Annotated in this window: 17 protein-coding genes; 9 read left to right on the top strand and 8 right to left on the bottom strand. The window is 36.8% G+C overall.

From position 1 onward, the window contains the following. Positions 1-66: 66 nt before the first annotated feature. Together AAV97_RS06765 and arsB are read left to right on the top strand one after the other, a co-directional pair. Positions 67-390, top strand: a complete 324-nt coding sequence (locus tag AAV97_RS06765) for an ArsR/SmtB family transcription factor (protein WP_004831439.1) — start codon at positions 67-69, stop codon at positions 388-390. 33 nt (positions 391-423) lie between these two features. Further along, positions 424-1,452, top strand: coding sequence for an ACR3 family arsenite efflux transporter (arsB, locus tag AAV97_RS06760; protein ID WP_171249356.1), 1,029 nt, complete (start codon positions 424-426; stop codon positions 1,450-1,452). Between the two features lie 65 nt (positions 1,453-1,517). Here the strand turns inward: arsB and AAV97_RS06755 are convergent, their stop codons facing one another. Continuing rightward, positions 1,518-1,922, bottom strand: a complete 405-nt coding sequence (locus AAV97_RS06755) for a MerR family DNA-binding protein (protein WP_046760172.1) — start codon at positions 1,920-1,922, stop codon at positions 1,518-1,520. Between the two features lie 173 nt (positions 1,923-2,095). Between AAV97_RS06755 and AAV97_RS06750 the strand changes: the two genes are divergently transcribed. Next, entirely contained in the window at positions 2,096-2,737 is a 642-nt protein-coding gene (locus tag AAV97_RS06750) for a cation transporter (protein WP_042090219.1), read from the top strand. A gap of 347 nt (positions 2,738-3,084) precedes the next feature. Here the strand turns inward: AAV97_RS06750 and AAV97_RS06745 are convergent, their stop codons facing one another. Next, on the bottom strand, positions 3,085-3,933 hold the full coding sequence (locus AAV97_RS06745) for a hypothetical protein (RefSeq protein WP_046760194.1): 849 nt from the start codon (positions 3,931-3,933) through the stop codon (positions 3,085-3,087). Positions 3,934-4,192: 259 nt separating this feature from the next. On the opposite strand from AAV97_RS06745, the gene AAV97_RS06740 reads away from it, so the two are divergent. After that, positions 4,193-4,762, top strand: coding sequence for a TetR/AcrR family transcriptional regulator (locus tag AAV97_RS06740; protein WP_046760171.1), 570 nt, complete (start codon positions 4,193-4,195; stop codon positions 4,760-4,762). Between the two features lie 1,092 nt (positions 4,763-5,854). Here the strand turns inward: AAV97_RS06740 and AAV97_RS06735 are convergent. The 3 genes from AAV97_RS06735 to AAV97_RS06725 all read right to left on the bottom strand — a co-directional run bounded on the left by AAV97_RS06735 (position 5,855) and on the right by AAV97_RS06725 (position 7,843). After that, positions 5,855-6,283, bottom strand: coding sequence for a MerR family transcriptional regulator (locus AAV97_RS06735; protein ID WP_046760170.1), 429 nt, complete (start codon positions 6,281-6,283; stop codon positions 5,855-5,857). Between the two features lies 1 nt (position 6,284). Beyond that, complete coding sequence (locus AAV97_RS06730) at positions 6,285-6,857, bottom strand: SRPBCC domain-containing protein (protein WP_046760169.1); 573 nt, start codon at positions 6,855-6,857, stop codon at positions 6,285-6,287. A gap of 284 nt (positions 6,858-7,141) precedes the next feature. Continuing rightward, positions 7,142-7,843 carry a hypothetical protein gene (locus AAV97_RS06725; RefSeq protein ID WP_046760168.1) on the bottom strand — a complete coding sequence of 234 codons (702 nt, stop codon included), beginning with the start codon at positions 7,841-7,843 and terminating at the stop codon, positions 7,142-7,144. Between the two features lie 307 nt (positions 7,844-8,150). On the opposite strand from AAV97_RS06725, the gene AAV97_RS06720 reads away from it, so the two are divergent. From AAV97_RS06720 to AAV97_RS06710, 3 genes are all read left to right on the top strand, one after another. Continuing rightward, positions 8,151-8,795, top strand: coding sequence for an RluA family pseudouridine synthase (locus AAV97_RS06720; RefSeq protein ID WP_035300534.1), 645 nt, complete (start codon positions 8,151-8,153; stop codon positions 8,793-8,795). A gap of 139 nt (positions 8,796-8,934) precedes the next feature. Continuing rightward, positions 8,935-11,772 carry an RNA polymerase-associated protein RapA gene (gene rapA, locus AAV97_RS06715; RefSeq protein ID WP_046760167.1) on the top strand — a complete coding sequence of 946 codons (2,838 nt, stop codon included), beginning with the start codon at positions 8,935-8,937 and terminating at the stop codon, positions 11,770-11,772. 806 nt (positions 11,773-12,578) lie between these two features. Continuing rightward, positions 12,579-14,273 carry an AMP-binding protein gene (locus AAV97_RS06710; RefSeq protein ID WP_046760166.1) on the top strand — a complete coding sequence of 565 codons (1,695 nt, stop codon included), beginning with the start codon at positions 12,579-12,581 and terminating at the stop codon, positions 14,271-14,273. A gap of 87 nt (positions 14,274-14,360) precedes the next feature. Here AAV97_RS06710 and AAV97_RS06705 read toward each other — a convergent pair whose 3' ends face one another. The 3 genes from AAV97_RS06705 to fabR all read right to left on the bottom strand — a co-directional run bounded on the left by AAV97_RS06705 (position 14,361) and on the right by fabR (position 17,202). Then, complete coding sequence (locus AAV97_RS06705) at positions 14,361-15,377, bottom strand: AI-2E family transporter (protein ID WP_004831423.1); 1,017 nt, start codon at positions 15,375-15,377, stop codon at positions 14,361-14,363. A 261-nt stretch (positions 15,378-15,638) separates the two neighbouring features. Then, positions 15,639-16,463 carry a 4-hydroxy-tetrahydrodipicolinate reductase gene (dapB, locus tag AAV97_RS06700; protein WP_046760165.1) on the bottom strand — a complete coding sequence of 275 codons (825 nt, stop codon included), beginning with the start codon at positions 16,461-16,463 and terminating at the stop codon, positions 15,639-15,641. Positions 16,464-16,506: 43 nt separating this feature from the next. Further along, the gene (fabR, locus tag AAV97_RS06695) at positions 16,507-17,202 is read right to left on the bottom strand and encodes an HTH-type transcriptional repressor FabR (RefSeq protein ID WP_005029927.1); all 696 of its coding nucleotides are present in this window, start codon (positions 17,200-17,202) and stop codon (positions 16,507-16,509) included. 140 nt (positions 17,203-17,342) lie between these two features. Here fabR and AAV97_RS06690 point away from each other — a divergent pair, with 140 nt between their 5' ends. Together AAV97_RS06690 and AAV97_RS06685 are read left to right on the top strand one after the other, a co-directional pair. After that, the gene (locus AAV97_RS06690; protein WP_046760164.1) at positions 17,343-18,410 is read left to right on the top strand and encodes a ferredoxin reductase; all 1,068 of its coding nucleotides are present in this window, start codon (positions 17,343-17,345) and stop codon (positions 18,408-18,410) included. A gap of 12 nt (positions 18,411-18,422) precedes the next feature. Continuing rightward, a complete protein-coding gene (locus AAV97_RS06685) occupies positions 18,423-19,517 on the top strand; it encodes a fatty acid desaturase family protein (protein WP_046760163.1) in 1,095 nt (364 codons plus the stop codon). Positions 19,518-19,555 lie beyond the last annotated feature (38 nt).

Raw genomic sequence — 19,555 nt, 5'->3', positions numbered from 1 at the left:
TTTATATATGGATATGCGTATATTCGCAATACAGAATATGGTGAATGAATAAATTGAGCAATCGTTATGCATCAAACAGATTTCTTTAAATGCTTATCCGACCCGACACGTCTAGATATTTTAAAAATGTTGGTGGCAAAAGACAGTGTTTGTGTATGTGAAATCACAGAGGTCTTGAATTTAAGTCAACCTAAGATTTCAAGACACTTGGCTTTGTTGAGAAATCTATCAATTGTATTGGATCAACGAAAAGGGCAATGGGTGTATTACCGATTGAATCCTGAACTTCCTGATTGGGCGAATGAAATATTAAATATTATTACCTTGGCAAATCACAACCTGATAGAAAAACATTCAGGTCTGATGAATATTAGTCATTGCTGTGAGTAAATCATGATGCGTTTCTCCCAGCAGACTTCGAAAATGTCTTTTCTTGATCGACATCTGACATTATGGATTTTTATGGCTATGGCATTCGGAATTGCTATTGGCATATTTTTCCCGCAGGTATCGACAAATTTAAATCATTTAAGTTTAGATTCAGTCAATATTCCGATTGCGATGGGTCTCATTTTAATGATGTACCCACCACTTGCCAAAGTGGATTATAAAACGCTACCACAGGTATTTAAGGACAAGCGAACACTGCTTTTATCTTTATTGCAAAATTGGTTGATTGCACCGTGTTTGATGTTTGTTTTAGCCATTATTTTTTTACATCAGTATCCTGAATATATGACGGGTTTGATCCTGATTGGACTGGCGCGCTGTATTGCCATGGTGTTGGTATGGAATAATTTGGCTGGCGGTGACAATCAGTACGTTGCGGCTTTGGTTGCTTTCAATAGCATTTTTCAAATTCTCTTTTTTAGTAGCTATGCTTGGTTGTTTCTAGGTATTTTACCTCCGTATTTTGGTGTAGAAGCTAAATTCATTGACGTCGGTTTTTGGACCATTACTCATGCTGTTTTAGTCTATTTGGGCATTCCATTTCTTTTGGGTTTTTTGAGCCGTGTGATACTGGTCAAAATGAAGGGGGTAGATTGGTATACAAATATTTTCATCCCTAAAATCAGCCCAATCAGTTTACTGGCATTATTGTTTACCATTGTGGCAATGTTCAGCTTAAAAGGGGCTGATGTGATTAGTCTTCCTTTAGATGTATTGCGGATTGCGATTCCATTGGTTCTGTATTTTGTACTGATGTTTTTCCTAAGCTTTTTTATGAGTAAATGGATAGGAAATGATTATGCCAAAACAACGGCTATTTCATTTACGGCTGCAGGCAATAATTTTGAATTAGCGCTAGCGGTTGCGATTGCCACCTTTGGTTTGGCATCGCCTGTTGCCTTTACAACGATCATTGGTCCATTGGTAGAAGTTCCAGTTCTGATTTTATTGGTGGGGGTATCGTTGAAATTACATAAAACAGTATTTCAAAAAATTCAATAAACCAGAACTCAATAAATCAGAACTCAATGAAACATAGGACTGAGCGAATAATCGCAGTAAATCAATTATTCAGAGGCTTCGAGTTTTTTGATGATTTGACAGTGATCAATGGTGGTATTTAATGAACAGGACTGACGTAATTGTTGTAATTGAGATTTAAAATTTTGCAATTCATGAATACGCGTTTCGACATGTTGAATATGTTCTTCGATCAACTGATCGATCACTTGACAATCCTGTTCAGGATGCTGAATTTGTTCTAAAAGTTGGGTAATTTCATGTAAGGTCATGTCCAATGAACGACAGCGTTTGATAAAAATCAGTCGTTTTAAGCAATCTTCATCATAGTATTTATAATTGTTTTCTGCGCGATAGCTGGACTGAATGAGCTGTTTTTTTTCATAAAAACGTACAGTATCAGTTGAAAGCTGAGTTTTTTTTGCAAGATCACTGATTAAATACTGCTGCATGATTATTCCTCTATTTTTTGCTTGACCTTGGACTTACTCCATAGTTTTAAATAGCAGTATAGCTTAATTTGATTATTGTCTATACCGCTCTTGCAATTGCATTAAAAAAAAGATCATGAGGTTGCTTGTGCAAAGACAAATCAACAACTGATATTTCACTCAGGAGATATGTCATGGCATGTACATGTAGTCATGAACCTGCACCACAAAAACCGAATAGTAAGTTTAGAACGGCTTTGTGGATTGCTTTATTTATTAATCTTGCCATGTTTTTTGTCGAGCTTATAGGCGGTGCTTATGCACACTCTTCAGCACTATGGGCTGATTCACTCGACTTCTTTGGTGATGCTGTCAATTATGCAGTTTCTTTAGCTGTTTTAGGGGCAAGTTTGTATTGGCGGGCAACGGTTGCATTATTTAAAGGCGCAATCATGGCAATTTTTGGATTTGTGGTAATTGCAAAAACTGTTTATGCATATATACAGGGGATTCCGCCCGAAGCAATCACAATGGGCGTTATTGGTGTCCTTGCACTTATTGCCAATGTGATTTCAGCTGTTGTACTTTATGCCTTTAGGGATGGGGACTCGAACATGCAATCTGTTTGGTTGTGTAGCCGCAATGATGCGATTGGGAATGTCGCGGTAATTTTTGCTGCAATCGGTGTATTTGGTACGGGAAGTATGTTCCCTGATTTGATTGTCGCAGTGATTATGGCAACTTTAGGGTTAACGGGTGGATATCAGGTGATTAAAAAAGCGAATCAAGAACGTAAACAACATACTGCCTCACAACCAGCTTTAGAGTCGCGTTAAATTAAAGTATAGGGGGATGGGGGATATAAGACCTTCGACTCGGATATGTATGAAAAGCGCATCTTGATTGAGAAACGTGGATCGAAGTGAAAAATATTGATGATTTTTGTTTTTGGTTGAGTTCGTATCCAGAGGGAATATCGACTGAGCAATTTTTACTCAATCCTAATAGTGCAAGTTTTGCTAATAAAGCTTCACTTTGATTTTACTGCTGTCGTTTTAAAGAAATATCCTGCTCACCCTTAATATCGTTGGTATTCATGGCGCTATACCGCAAAATATGATCGCAGTGCCAGCAAATGATGCCAATTAAACATGTTAGATAAAATTTGGCTGATGAAAAAACATTAAATTGTTGCAGTACAAATTTTCATTTTGCTCCAAAAATTATTCCACAGAGATAAATATTCAGACTGAATTTGCTGTAGATGTTGTTGATTTTCTGATGAGTAGCATTGTGCAAGCAATGTCCAAATATCATCTTGATGATTGTCATCATTGGCGAGTGTTGAAGCCTCCTGGTCAGCCAGACCATGACATGCATAGTAGCCCTCGATATAGATGCTATTATAAATCGCCATATTGTTTCGCAATGCTTCACTAAATTTGATCACCTGTAGTTCTGTGCACGCCAAAATCAGCAGAAGGTCAGCATAAGAGGACAAATGTTTTTGTATATACTCGGCGAGTGCATATGCTTCGATTTGAGTTTTACTTTGATCCAATGGTTCTAGGTCTAACTGCTGCATTAATTTTAAGAAATACACCAGATGAGATTTAGCAGCTGAACTCTGTTCAAGTTGATGGGTATTGAAACCCAATTCATCAATTAAATTGAGCGACAGCAAGTAACGTGCATAAATTTTTGATGCGATTCTATTTTCTTCTAAGATATTTGAGTTTTGTTCCAACTTGTACGCTTGGTAGATTACCATGCTTAAAGCATCAGTAAAATTTTTAACGATAGCAGTAAAATAATTGATATGGATAAATTTTAATTGATCCAAACTAAATTGGCATTGATGAAGTTGCTCTAATATTGGATGTTTAAATAGAGGATGTTGTTGTGTCAGTCGCTTGAGATGATTTACAGCTTGAGTATTTTGTTGCCATATTTCAGGTTTTAAAGAATTTTGGATGAACTGCAGCAACTCAAGACGAGTATGTTCTGATTGCGTAAAAGAGAATATGTTCATATGCTGCATTGAAATTTTAATTTTACCGTTTTTATCATAGTCAAAAATAAATTAATTTGCTAGTATTAACTCAATTTTAATATTTTATATTTCAGACACTTGCCCTTTGTTCAAGATTGTTTTGTGCAAAAAATCTATGTTGTTGCAAATTTAAGATATAATTCCTATCATATCGTGAAGTAACGCCTATATATGTGCTGCTCTTATAAGCTAATGCCTTAATTTTAATCTTAAATTTTTATACGTTGGGTAAAAATAAATGTCAAAAAAAGAGGACATCATTAATACAGCGCTGAAACTCTTTAATTCTTATAGCTATAATTCTATTGGTATAGACCGGATTATTAGTGAGTCAGGCGTTGCAAAAATGACGTTTTATAAGTATTTCCCATCTAAAGCGAAATTGATTGAAGAGTGTTTAGTGACTAGAAATCATAATTTGCAACAATCACTAGGTGCTGCTATAGCCGAGTGTGATCCTGACGATTATTTATCTCATATCAAAGCTATTTTTGTGTGGTACAACGCTTGGTTTCATTCAGCAGATTTTAATGGTTGTATGTTCCAAAAAGCGGTTGAAGAAATTTCAAAAATATATCCTTCATCATTGCAACCAGCGATTGATTATAAGGAATGGTTAAAAGGGCATTTGAGTCATGCTCTACGTCATTTAGGCATCAAACAAGATGTTCAAATGGCAAGTTTTTTGTCGAGTATCCTTGATGGAATGACAATTCAAGCGCAAATTGATCCCAAGCAAGTGAGTTTAGATGATTATTGGAAAAGAGTAGAAACTTTGATCCAAATGGAATTGGCAGTCGCTTCTTAATATTGAATATTCGCAGGACAGTTTATGTCGAATTGAAGCTTATGCATAAATTTATGTTCAAGCTTCACTGTCGAATATTAAAATAAAAAAGCGCGATAACTTTATGCTATCGCGCTTTGCTGATAAGTTTCTTATGTACTTAACGCTTATTGCATTCACAATCAACGTTAAGATGATGAGATGCTTAAGCGTCTTCTTATATTTATTTCTTTTACCCTCTGAATGCACATGTCATTCGGTTTTATTTCAGCTAAATAGACAGACTTGTCTGTTTGAGTGAATTATAAAGAATCTGTTGTTTTTTACAACAGGTACTTTGTGAATTTGTTTAAACTTTTACCAAATGGCTCAGGTTTGGTGAAAATATATCCGATTTCAATCAGTTTTGTCTCTGATTTTATGCTTCTTCAAAAATTATTTACTGACTTTAATCCATATTGAAACAAATATTTATCTTTAATGGATAGAAACGTATTTAATTTTTTGCCAAAGCAAAGTATCCAAAGCGTTGTAATTAATTGTTGCAAATAGCATGAATCCAAATTTTCAATAAAACTGAGATGAGTTGCGGTTGTTATGTAGATTTCATCATTCAATCTAGATGGATAGTCATATATTCAATCTGTTAAGAAATTCATAGGGTAAAATATATTTCTCTTAATCAATAGAATCAATGCGATGAATTTATTGTTTAATCATATAAAAACTTTCATTGCCACCGTTTGCATCTAAAGTTTAAATCGTTTTACGTAGGCGATACGATGCGATGCTTTACTTTGCTCAAGCAATTTTTGTTTAACGGTAGTCTTGCGCTGCAACCAAAGCGGTGCTTGGTTTTTGCTCATATACACCCGCTTAACATGACAACATCCATTTCATCTCATGATAGAAAGATCATCGACTATTCAAAAGTAAAAAATAAATGAATCTCTAAAAGCTTCTAATAATTTGTATAAAAGTATAAAGCACATCGGTTATGTATGATTGAAATCAAATCATGTGTATGAATAATCAGGCGGTTTGACAATAAATAAAGTCAATCTTTAACTGATGCTTTGTTTTTAGCAAAAGTTAAGTGTTTACATGATGACATTATTGCGCTTTCGCCTGTTTACTCAACTGATATAAGTTTTCGATCATTTCTTCAATATTGTGCTGATTTTCAGTAAAGCTATTCTCCTTGATATATTGTTTGAGATGATCCAAGGTGTTTTTTCCATATTCGAGCAATTGTATTTGTTGGTGAATCAAAGCTTGTTTTTCATCAATGAGTTGGTTGGAAAGTATATTGCAGTTTTCAGATGCAGGCTGTTGACTTAACTCAAGGATATGTTTGATTTCTATTAAGCTAAAACCAATGCTTTTTAGCGCAATAATAGATTTGATCTGCTGTTCATGATGCGCTTGATAGTTTCTATAACCATTTTTCAAACGATCTGGGACAAGTATTTTTAATTCTTCGTAGAAGCGTAGCGTATCTGGAGATACGCCATGCTTTTTTGAAAATTGACTAATATTCATTTTATTTTTTCTCGTTAAAAGTGTCGGAACATGGATTTGAATCTAAGTTATAAGTTTCAACATAAGTCTTAAATGATACATTCATTTTTCTGAAATTGAGTAATGTTGGTTGAATGACCGCTCGATTTAAAAATGGAATAAGTAGCCCTTTGAAATCTTCAGCTTGAATAAGTACAGTTGTATTCTCATCCAATGACTGAAAAATGAATTGATGACGACCATTAAACAATCCATTGATATACAATTTTCCTTCCCATTCAAGACGATAGTTTTCTAAGCTGAGCACAACGGGTTGCATTTGAATTTTTACTTTTCCATTCTCATCATATAAATCAACCTTGATCTGTTGTCCAATTTGTGTTGGGAATTTTTCTATATTGAATAAAGTATTCCATTTTGAATAAGCATCAACACATTTAAATTGTGCCCACACCTGTTCAATGGGCTTATTGATCACGATTTTGGTTTCTATACGAACATGTTTAGTGGGCATGATGGAAGTCGTGATTAACAGCGCCAATAAAATAAAACTTATGCTTAATCGCATGTACCCTTTGCTATATAGAATCTGCATAAAACAACCTCTTTGTTGATTGAGTTAAATTTGATTCTAAGATTGGAGTTGACTCGAAGCTCAAGTGTTAAATTGGTTTATTTGAGCCAGCCACGTTTTGAAAAATATATTAAATTGGGGGGAGTGCATCTGGATTGCTATGTGTAAAGCTCAAATTTTAGTGGGGTTTTTATAGAATTTTGCCAGCCACAAAAAACTAAATTTTCACTGAGAACGAAAATTTAGTTTTTTATCAGACCTATCACTTACAAGAACACGATCAAAGTTATGGTTTATGATAAAGTTCAATCAAAAATTTTATGTATCGCTTGGAACGGTAAAGTGACGACATCAAAAGCGACTGCGAATGGGAAAAGCACCAATTTATCTGCTGTTTTACTTCCTGCTTTTGAGTAATCTGTTACCTGTTCAGTTGTATAAATACTGACTTGATAGGGTTTGCTTAATGCTTTTAGGGATGCAATGTTTGAAGCAGGTGGATAAATACGACCTGACAAGGCAATATTAAAGCAGAAACGTTGTGCTTTTAATCGTTGGTCACTTGAGGTTGTACATTCTTCCGCACCATTTTCAATGAAAAACTCACGGTCTTGCTTGGTCACATCTTCAGAAAGTTTGATATAGCGCAACGGAAGCGTTCCTGCAAACTCACCATCATTCTTTGCTGAATAAAAGGTAAGTTCTCTATCAATTTGGGTCAGTTTTGGGTCAAGCCCTGTAATGACTTTGGCAAATCGTGTACCACCTTGAGTTAATACATAATTATTTTTTTGCCCAGCAATGACGATACTGTCAGCAGGGAGATCTGAAAGACCAGAAGCGGGTTTACCAAAGGCGACTACATTGTCCGAAGTTAAAACATGTTTGACACTGTGCGTCCGAACTCCATTATCTTTTTTTAGAAGGGTAGAGGTCGCACAACCTGTCATTACAAATGCAGAAAATAGGCAAATTGACAATGTAAACTTATTATTGAATTTATTCATACTTTACTCTTTTCTAACGATGCTTCTGTTTATAGCATTTAAGAAAATCAGTGTTAAGATTTTAAGCTACCAAAAAATAAGCTAAAAATTATTTTTTTAATGATTTTACTGTATTTGAGACAAATAGATTGGCAAAAAGTATCTTGATGCATGATTGCTTTAAAGAATTTCAGATGATTTTTGCATAATTGTACGATTTATTATTGTTTCTTTAGAATAATCGAATAAATCAGATAATTTTGATTGTATTTTTAGTCCAAGATTCTTAGAATTGCCTGCTTGTTTGCGTGATCATTGGAACTGAACTTTGAGTAATTTTCTAACCGAACACCTGATACATCGTGATGATGATTTTATGGTGATTGATAAGCCAGCAGGCATACTCACTGTTCCTGGAAAAACAGCAGATTTACAAGATTGTGTGATCAATAGATTATTAGAAATCGAAGCCAAGACTTTACTCATTCATCGTTTAGATCGTGATACTTCTGGTATTTTAGTTTTTGGGTTAAGCAAATGGGGACAGAAAACCATTTCGCGGCAGTTTCAAGAGCGCCAAACCGCTAAAATTTATCAAGCCGTTGTTGCAGGAACCTTAGCAGGTGAGGGTACTGTAGATGTTCCTGTGGTGTATGATCCCGAACATCCTCCTTTACATATTGTAGATCCAGCACATAACAAGCCAGCTTTAACACACTGGAAAGTAATCGAGCATTTTCATATTCAAGAACAGGCTGTAACTCGGGTGCAATTAACACCGATTACAGGACGGTCACATCAGTTACGTGTACATATGCAATATTTAGGTCATCCCATTATTGGTGATACTTTATATGCAACTGTAGAACAGCAGCAGCTTATGCCAAGATTATGTCTACATGCACAACAACTCAGTTTTCATCATCCTAAAACAGAGGAGCTTGTACAATTTGATTGTCCAGTTCCGTTTTAGTCAAAATTTTTAAGTTGAAATTAAGTCGCTCAAAATTTAATGAGCTTTATGTCAAAAAGTATTGCGTAATGGGTGTAAACTTTGTTCAAATATTCTCCTGATTTGAGCAACCATGTTTCAGCCCTAACATGAGATAAAGGTGGAAAAATTGCAACAATTTGCTATAGGTCAACGTTGGTTATCGGACACAGAAACTGAGTTAGGTTTAGGTGTATTGATTGATGTCGATGAACGTTCAATCAGTATTCTTTTTCCGAAAAGTGACGAAACTCGTGTCTATGCACGTAATAATGCACCTCTATCTCGTATTGTTTTCAATGTTAATGATGAAGTTCAAGATCAAGAAGGGATTAAATGGATTGTCGAATCCTTTGATGATCGCAATGGTGTGATTCGTTATAACGTGATTCGTACCTTAGACAATGGTGAGCAAGAGAAAAAGGCATTGAATGAAACGCGTATTGGTGCGCAAATTCAACTATCAAAACCTTTAGAGCGCTTACTCGCAAGCCAAATTGATTATAAGGAATGGTATGACTTGCGTATTGAGGCAATGCAGATGCAAGCCAATATGCAAACCTCTCCTTTACGTGGCTTGGTTGGCGCACGAGTTGGATTGATTCCTCACCAACTCTATATTGCACATGAAGTGGGTAAACGCTTTGCCCCACGTGTGTTATTGGCTGATGAAGTTGGTCTAGGAAAAACTATTGAAGCGGGATTGATCATTCATCAACAGCTTAAAACAGGTCGTTCTGAACGTATTTTGATTTTGGTGCCAGATTCACTGCAATATCAGTGGATGATTGAGATGCGTCGCCGTTTCAATTTAAATTTCTCACTGTTTGATTTGACTCGTACAGCTTCGATCAAAGAACACGATCCTGAACTCAATCCATTCTTGACTGAACAATGTATTATTGCTTCTGTAGACTTGATGATCGACCATGATGACTTGCGTGAACAAGCGATTGAAGCAGGTTTTGATTTGCTGGTTGTCGATGAAGCTCATCACTTGATGTGGAGTGAGGAAGAGGGTGGCAACGATCGTTACGATTTGGTTGAAGAGCTTGCTGAAAAGACAGAAGGTGTATTGCTTCTTACTGCAACACCTGAGCAGTTGGGTGTAGAAAGCCATTTTGCGCGTTTACGTTTACTTGATCCACAACGTTTTAGTTCACTTGATCGCTTCTTGGATGAAGAAGAGCAATATCATCATACTGCGAAAATCGCTGAAGTATTGATGTCTGATTTGCCTCTTGAAGCTGAACATTTGGCAGCAGTTGAAAAACTATTGGGTCATCCAATTGAAGATCAACCTGAACACCGTTTCCGTGCCATTCATGAACTTTTAGATCGTCATGGTACAGGTCGTATTTTATTCCGTAATACACGAGAAGCGATTCAAGGTTTTCCTGGACGTGATTGCCAGCCAGCAGCTTTGCCTGCACCAGAGAACTGGTCTAAAGATGGTAAATTACGTGAGCAAATGTGGCCGGAAGAAGGACAGCTTGATGGCGCGTGGATGGAAACTGATCCACGTGTGACATGGCTCATGGAGCGTTTGCGTTCAGATTTAAAGCATAAAAAAGTGTTGTTGATTGCACGTAGTGGTCCAGTCGTTGAAGCGCTTGAAAATGCGTTACGTATCCATGCAGGGATTCGTACAGCAATGTTCCATGAAGGTATGAGCTTGTTGGAACGTGACCAAGCTGCGGCTTACTTTGCTGAAGATTCTTATGGTGCACAGATTTTACTGTGTTCTGAAATTGGTTCGGAAGGACGTAATTTCCAGTTTGCTTCGGATCTGGTACTTTTCGACTTGCCTGCAAATCCTGATGTATTAGAGCAGCGTATTGGACGTTTGGATCGTATTGGACAAGAAAATCGTATTCAGATTCATGTGCCTTATCTGATTGGTACTGCACAAGAGCGTATGTTCCGTTGGTATAATGAAGCACTCAATATTTTCAGTAATATTTCTCCAACAGCGCAAACGCTGCAAGAAAACTTTATTGTTGATTTAAAAGAATGTTTATTGGCAGATAAAGGACAGGCTTTCGAAGACTTGCTTGAAGCGGTCAATGTACAGCGTCAAGCGCTTGAAGCAGAGTTGCAAGATGGTCGTGACCGTCTGTTAGAGTACAATTCATGCCGTCCGATCGTGGCGCAGGAGATTGTCACTGCATTAGAAGACTATGATGACAACACTTTATTGCCGATGTTCATGAAGCGTTTTATGGCATCGACCAATATTGATTTCGATGAGCAAAGTAACGGTACTGTCATCATTAAACCGACAGACCAGATGCAAGTGCAAGGTTTGGATATTGATGAAGAAGGCATTACTGCGACATTCTATCGTGATCAGGCACAGATTCGTGAAGATGCGCAATATTTAACACTTGAGCATCCTTTCACTGAAAGTGTGATGGAAATCATTCGTACTCAATCTTTTGGCAGTACCAATGTTGCAATTCTTAAAACCAATGCGCTTAAACAAGGGACGATCTTGTTAGAGGTTTGGTTTAAAGTAGATGTGATTGCACCAAAAGCTTTGAATCTTCCATCAAGTTTACCGACGCAATTGATTCGTGTTCTATTGACTGAAACAGGTCAGGACATTACCGCGAAGCTTGATCCAGAAATCATTAAGCCGTATTTGCATCATTTAGATAGTAATAGCTGTCGCCAAGTGGTTAAAGCTCGTCGTGAAGTGATTGAGCAGCGTTATGCTCAAGCGCTTGATATTGCAAAAGGTGCATTACCGCAACTTAAAGAACAAGCGAAAGAGATTTACGGTAGTAAATGGCAATATGAAATTGATCGCTTGAGCTATTTAAAACAATTTAATCCAAGTATTCGTACTGATGAAATTCAACGTTTACAGAAATTTCAGAAAGAAGGTTTAGGTTTATTGGATGGCTTGTCCGTAACACCAGAAGCCATTCAAGTATTGGTTGTGGTTAAACCTTAATTCGATTTCTAATTGTTGTATTAAAAAAGCTCCTTCGGGAGCTTTTTTGTATCTATTCATGGAGATTTATAGGATCAATGCATTGATGAATTGTTTGCTGGCGAATAAGTTTTAAGTAAATACATTCTGTTTTTCTTTTGAGTGATACCATTAAAGAAAACTTGCATAATATAGCGAGTCTATTAAAAAATCATACAGTAAATATAATTTTTAGACCGATAAAATCAATATATTGCTTGATGATATAAAGTTTGCAATGCCACGCTTTACATCTAAAGTTTAAATTGATTCGCGTAGGCGATACTTTACTTTTCAGAGATGAAAAGTAACAAAAATCTTTCGTCAGTCAAAGGGGATATCCATATCGCCCTTGACCGACGGCGACATCCATGTCGCCAACCGCGATAGCGACGATAAGTAAAATTGGCTGATAGAAAAAGCAAAGCTTATTTGATTTATATTAAGTGAATCATATTGATTGGTATGATTGTGACCAAAAATTAAAACACAATGTGCTAGCTTAATTGTAGCACCTGATATTTTATCAGTGAGATATCATGTTTGAGTAAGGGGCTATGATTGAGCCAGTATCAACCGTAAATAATTAGCGAATTTATATATACATCTCAATTCATTTTATGCTATTAAAATAAAGTGCTTTCCGTTTCAAGGATTGAATATGGATTGAAGTTTGTTTGTACATTGTCACTTTTTCATCCAATATTTTTTTCACATATTCATCAATCACATTTAAAGCTGAAAGCCTCTACCAGAGATAAAAATTTACAATAAATGGAAGAAACGATATGGAAAACAAGGATTTTGTTGAGTTTCATGATACCCATGTGCATTATTTACTTCACTGGGAAAAACATCTACCGCAAAAACAGGCATTTGTTCAGCCGCTTGCCAATGGGGAGGTGGTGTCTTATACATGGTCTGAAGTTGCATCACAAGTTCGACGAATGGCTGCTTACCTGCAATCCTTGGGATTACCTGAACAAAGTGCGATTGCGATTTATGGAAAAAATAGCGCAAATTGGATCATGGCAGATTTAGCGATTTGGATGGCTGGCTATGTCTCTGTACCGCTTTATCCGACATTAAATGCTGAAGGTGCGATCTATGTACTTAATCACAGCGAAGCAAAATTATTGTTTATTGGAAAGCTTGACGGCAAAGCAGACAGTTGGAATGAAGTCAAACCCGTCATTCCACAAGATTTGCCATGTATCACTCTAAATTTATCACCTGAGTATAGTGCACCCTCATGGAATGAGATTGTTCAGACGACTGAACCGCTGCAAGACCCAGTTTTACCAGATAAAAATACATTGGCAACCATCGTCTATACCTCGGGAAGTACTGGTGCACCCAAGGGGGTAATGCAAAGCTTTGGAACGATTTTGGCAGGTGCACGGGAACTTAAAACCATCTATCAAGTTAATGAGAATGACCGAGCATTATCTTATTTACCACTGGCTCATGTGGCTGAACGTATTTTTATTGAAACCTCGCTGATGGTGTGTGGATTCACTGTTTATTTTGCAAATTCACTAGAAACGTTTATAGAAGATTTAAATCGTGCTAAACCTACCTTATTCTTTTCAGTTCCACGGCTTTGGACAAAATTTTATTTAGGAATTAATGAAAAAATTCCTCTACATGTCCAAAAAGTTTTGTTCAAAATTCCGCTTGTAGGCAATTTACTCAAAAAGAAATTATTAACTAAATTGGGATTAAATCATGTGCGTTATGCTTTTACAGCAGCAGCACCTTTACCAATTGATATCTTAATGTGGTACAGGAATTTAGGCTTGGAATTGCTCGAAGTCTATGGAATGACTGAAAACTGTGGCTATTCGCATGTCACACGAGTAAGACAGTTTGCTATGGGCTATGTTGGGCATGTGCAACCGAAGGTAGAATGTAAAATCGATGAAAATGGCGAAATTTTAGTAAAAAGCCCAGGAACCATGTTGGGGTATTATAAAAATCCAGAAAAGACAGCAGAAGATATCACTGCAGATGGATTTTTACGTACGGGAGATTTGGGCGAAATTGATCAACAAGGGCGTTTAAAAATCACAGGACGGATTAAAGACATTTTTAAAACCTCTAAAGGAAAATATGTCATGCCTGTTCCGACAGAACAGAAATTGGGGAACAATGCTTTAATTGAGTCTGTATGTGTGGGTGGTTCGAGCCAACCACAGCCTGTTGCTTTTATCATGTTGGCAGAGGATATAAGGCTTCATTTAAAGCAGAATGGACAAAAAGATGATATTGAAAATACGCTCAAAACTTTAAGGACGACAATCAACGAAGAGCTTGAGCCACATGAAAAGCTGAGTTTCTTTGTGATTGTCAATGAGCCATGGACTATGGAAAATGATTTGCTCACACCTACAATGAAGATTAAACGTAATAAGATTGAAAGCCGTTATGCACCATTTCTGGATAATTGGGCGCAACAAAAGCAAGAGATTGTTTGGGAATAGTTGCTTGAAAACGACCAAATCAAACCTGAAAAAAGACGCTTTAAAGCGTCTTTTTTTGAATGAATGAGGTTTTACTTTGCATTCCACTTAAATCATTTCAGCTTGTTTAAGCTCAAGTTTGAGATAAGCATAGAAAACAGGTGCAATAATTAAGCCTGCAAGTCCGAAAAGAGATTCAAAAACCAGCATTGCTAATAATACTTCCCACGATGCTGCATGGATTTTGGTTCCAATAATTTTTGCATTGATAAAATATTCAAGTTTATGAATAAAGATCAAATAGAGCAGTGCAATACCGGCTGTAGATACTGAAATGGTCAAGCCTGCAATCACAATAATCGTATTGGAGAGTAAGTTCCCAACGATTGGAATAAGCCCAAAAATAAATGTCAGAATCACTAAGGTATTGGCAAAGGGCAACTGTACACCAAAAGCAGGGAGCAGTAGGTGTGAGAACAGCAAAAATAAGAAAGTATTAATCAATGAGATTTTAAATTGAGCAAAAACTACATTCTTAAAAGAGCTGGAAAGATTTTCAATCCGAGTGATCATGGCTCGTTTAAATGCAGGTTGGTCTGGTTGCGGATGTAGGCGATTTAATGAAACCAGTATTCCGACAATCATCCCGATGAGCATCGTGGCTAAGTTATGTAAAAAACCAGTTCCAGTATTTTTTAAAGTTGATAAATTATCTTTAATTAGATCAAAGGTTTGGTCTTTTAATTCAGTTAAAGAATAGGGAATAAAACTTGGGAAATACTGGGCAACTTCAAGTTGTAGTTTTTGTAGTGTTTGATCTACTTGATCGCTAATGGCATGGATTCCAGCACCTTGCAAATCATGTTGCACAAAACTGATAAGACCGGTGATGCTCAATACAATCAGAGAAATAATAATGATCGCGAGTACAATACTGATGGTCAGTCGTGCTCGTTGACCATCAATATATTTTTCCGTGACCGTGCCTAGACTGTTAATGATTTCAAAAACAACAAATCCTGCAAAAAAAGATGCGAGTAAATGTAGTGGAATGAGTAAAGACAAAAAGATCAGCATAAGCAAATAACTTGCAATAATGCTTTGACGATCATTTAACATTTTCATGTGAATTTGGCTCAATTATACAATTGATGTATGGGTCATAAAAACCGCAACTAAATTTAAACCGCTCTAGCTTTGGACGACAACAACTATTTTTATATATGAATCTTAATTCTATGTGAAATATTTTGCATCAATATTGAATGAAATATATTCTTTCATCATTGCTAAGTAATTAAAGTTATTCAGGCATAAAGATTTAAATGGCTTGAGTTCTTGAGGGAAGCCCTAGATGGAAATTAAAAGTGAGTTGGCATTGAAATGCTAATCTGGATGAAAATTGATGATATCTTGCATATCATATAAACCAGATGGTTGAGTCATGCTCCACACTGCTGCGCGAACAGCGCCCGTAGCAAAATTCATACGATTGGTTGCAATATGTTTGATTTCAACTTGCTCACCATGACCAAAAAAAATCGTGCTGTGTTCACCCACGATATCTCCTCCCCGAATTGCTTGTAATCCAATACTTTGTGGATCTCGTTCAGCTTGATTGCCCGAGCGTTGATAAACGGCTAAATCAGAGAGAGATGTCTGCCTTACTTCGGAAATTGCATCAGCGTACATCAAGGCTGTCCCTGATGGGGCATCTATTTTATGGCGGTGGTGGGCTTCAATTATCTCAGCTTCAAAATCACGCCCGAGTAATTGTGCTGCTACACGTACCAAGTCGACTGATAAATTGACGCCTATGGAATAATTACCTGAATGTACAACAGTGATTGTTTGAGCTGCTTCTACAATACGCTGATTCAATGCTTCAGATAGACCTGTAATACCAATAATGATTGGTTTGTTTGCTTGTTGACAGGTTTCAAGGTGATGAGACAAAGCTTCAGCTGTGGTGAAATCAATCACCACATCACAATTTTGAATAACTGCTGCTAAGTCTTCAGAAATGATGACATCTAAGGAATCTCGATTGAAATATGTACCGAGTTCTTGACCAATACATGGACTTCCGGCTCTGCCTGTCGCAACCGTAATGTGTAATCCAGCTTGAATAGATGCTTGAACAAGCATTTGTCCCATTCTACCTGTCACACCAAGTATACCTACGCGGATATTCTGTTGATTTTTGCTCATTATTGGATGCTTATAATGGTATGAGGTCGTTGAAGTAAAGGGATTATTTAATTTGTGCTTCATCCAGATGACGAGAGCCTTCAAGTAACATCCGAATCATAATCATGGTTTGCTCCGCAACTTCCTTGCGTTCAGCGGCTGGCAAATCAATCACATTCGCACCCATATTAAAGACCAACTGTGTAATGGCTTTAGCCACTAAATCAGGATGAGTCAGTTTACTGTGATTAATTCGCTCAATTCGAATCAAGTCTTCCTGTAATTCTTGTTGAAAGTAATTTAACTGTTTTTCAACAGCCAATTTATATTGTTTTGATCCAGTATAGCCTTCACGCAGTAATAAGCTTAGATTACCTTCATCGGCATCTAATTGTTCAATAAAAACTTCTACAGAACTACGAATAATACTGCTTTGTCTTACGGCCTTGATGCGTGCTTCATGCAAAATTTGACGCAATACCACACCTGAACGATCAATTAATTCAATCGCCAATTCATCGATGTCTTTAAAGTGTCGATAAAAGCTATTCGGCGCAATCCCGGCTTCACGAGCAACTTCTCTTAAGCTCAGTGAAGAAATACTTTTTTGTGGACCAATTAAATTTAATGCTGCTTGGAATAATTCTTCTTTGGTAATGGTTGCTTTGCGTCCAACGGTACGTACAGAAACTTTTTCAAGCTCATGAATTTGATCTTGAACAGAAGAGGCGTTCTGAGGTAATGCTGACGTTGGATTCATAAATTATCAAATCTTTAAAATATTTTTCATTATAGCGGTTGCGATTACATAAGTGAAATGTCTAGATACAATACAGTTATATATACAAATATATATACATGTGTATAATAATTAAAATTCACTCAGATGGTGAGCTCAACATGCACGCTATTGAAAAGCAAAAATCTCCTGTAACGTCTATATTTGATATGGTATTGGGGAATGATACTGCCAATTTTTGGCTACAAAAAATTAATCCTTTGTGGTCTGTTCAACAAGCTTTAGGGGAAATTGTTGAAAAGAAACAATCAGCTGCAGACACTGTAAGTCTAAAAATTAAAACGAATCGTCATTTTAAAGTGGGGCAGGCAGGTCAACATCATCCAGTCGTGGTTGAAGTCAATGGTCGACGCTATGAGCGTACATATAGTCTGACACAACTGGATCAACAACATGTCTTGCTTACTGTAAAAAAAGTTGAAAAAGGTGTTGTTAGTCAATGGTTGATTGATCATATCCAAATCGGTGACATCATTGAGTTTGGTCAACCTTATGGCGATATGCTGCTTCCTGAAACGGTACATCCACTGATTTTATTGGCAGCGGGTAGTGGCATCACACCGATGTACAGTTTGATTCAGGCTTTATTATCCAAACATCAAATGGATCAACAGCCTGTACATCTACTGTATTGGGTTAAAAAGCAAAGTGATGTGGTGTTTCAGCAATATTTTGAACAATTGTCACAGCAATATCCGCAATTTAAATTCGATGTATTTTATACACAAGAAGCACCAGCGGATACACGTTTGAATACAGAGTATCTCTACCTGATTAAAAACTTAGAACTGAGTACAGTCTATGCCTGTGGACCATCAGGTTTTGTCGCAACAGCAGAACAGTTATTTGAAAATGCCAAACAATTTAGAAGTGAGGCATTTAGTTTAAGCCCTGTAAAATCAGATGATACAGGCTTTGTAAATGTTACTTTAACCAAATCCAATAAAGTGATAGCAATTCCAAAAGGGCAGGCAATTTTAGTCGGTCTAGAACAGCAAAATGTTAAACCAGAGCATGGCTGTCGAATGGGAATCTGCAATAAATGTGCATGCAATAAAGTGCAGGGCGCAACGCAAAACTTGGTAAATGGTCAAGAGAATGCGGAACCAAATAATTTACTGAGAATCTGTGTAAATACAGCTCAGACTGATTTAGTGATTGATATTTAAGCGAGTTTTACCATGAATATGCCAGTTAAAATTCAATATTTTAAAAATACCAAAAATCGTGAACTGAGTCAGACTGAGTTGGATGAACTTGCACGAGAGTTGGATGCGATTAAGCAAGAAGTCCTGGATGATATTGGCGAGAAAGATGCCAAATACATTAAAAAAGTATATGCCGCTATTCGCTATAGCAGTATTTTAGGACGTGCCTGTTTGTTTGCAGGTTGGTTTCCACCCGCGTGGTTATTAGGGACAGGTTTACTCAGCTTTGCAAAGATCATGGAAAATATGGAACTTGGTCATAATGTCATGCATGGGCAATATGATTGGATGAATGATCCACGTTTTAAAGGAACAACTTACGAATGGGATATTGTGGGGACGTCTGACAATTGGCGTCAAACCCATAACTATAAACATCATACCTATACCAATATTAAAGGCATGGATGATGACATTGGTTATGGCTTGCTACGCCTGTTTCCAGAACAACGTTGGAAGCCGGGTTTTCTGCTTCAGCCTTTATACGCAATTCCTTTCTGCTTATTGTTTCAGTGGGGGGTTGCGATCCAAAACCTTGAAATGGGAAGACTAATCTATAAGCGAAAAACATGGGCGCAATTTAAAGAAGAATGGAAACCAACACAGAAAAAAATCGGTAAGCAGTTTTTTAAAGATTACCTATTTTTTCCTTTGATTGCTGGTCCAGCTGCTTTGCCAGTATTTACTGGTAATTTAGTGGCAAATGGTATTCGTAATATTTGGACATTTAGTATCATTTTTTGTGGTCACTTTACCAAAGATGTTGAAGTTTTTCCTAAGACTGTTTTACAGGATGAAAGCCGTGGTCATTGGTATATGCGTCAGATTCGGGGTTCTTCAAATCTCACAGGGTCTGAAGCATTCCATATTTTAACAGGGCATTTGAGCCATCAGATTGAGCATCATTTATTTCCAGAAGTACCTGCGCGCCGTTATCGTAAAATGGCACCTAAAGTGGAAGCCGTATGTAAAAAATATGGTTTGAACTACAACAATGCCAGTTTGTTTAAGCAGTATGGTCAGGTACTCGGACGTATCGTGAAATATGCTTTTCCATTTAAAAAATAATGAATGCTTTAATATGAAGCCACTTTTGAGTGGCTTTT

This window comes from Acinetobacter sp. Ag2 (genome assembly GCF_001005515.1).
Classification (GTDB): Bacteria; Pseudomonadota; Gammaproteobacteria; order Pseudomonadales; family Moraxellaceae; genus Acinetobacter; species Acinetobacter bereziniae.
Note: the sequence above shows the minus strand (reverse complement) of the source record. Positions and strands in the feature narration are given on the sequence as shown.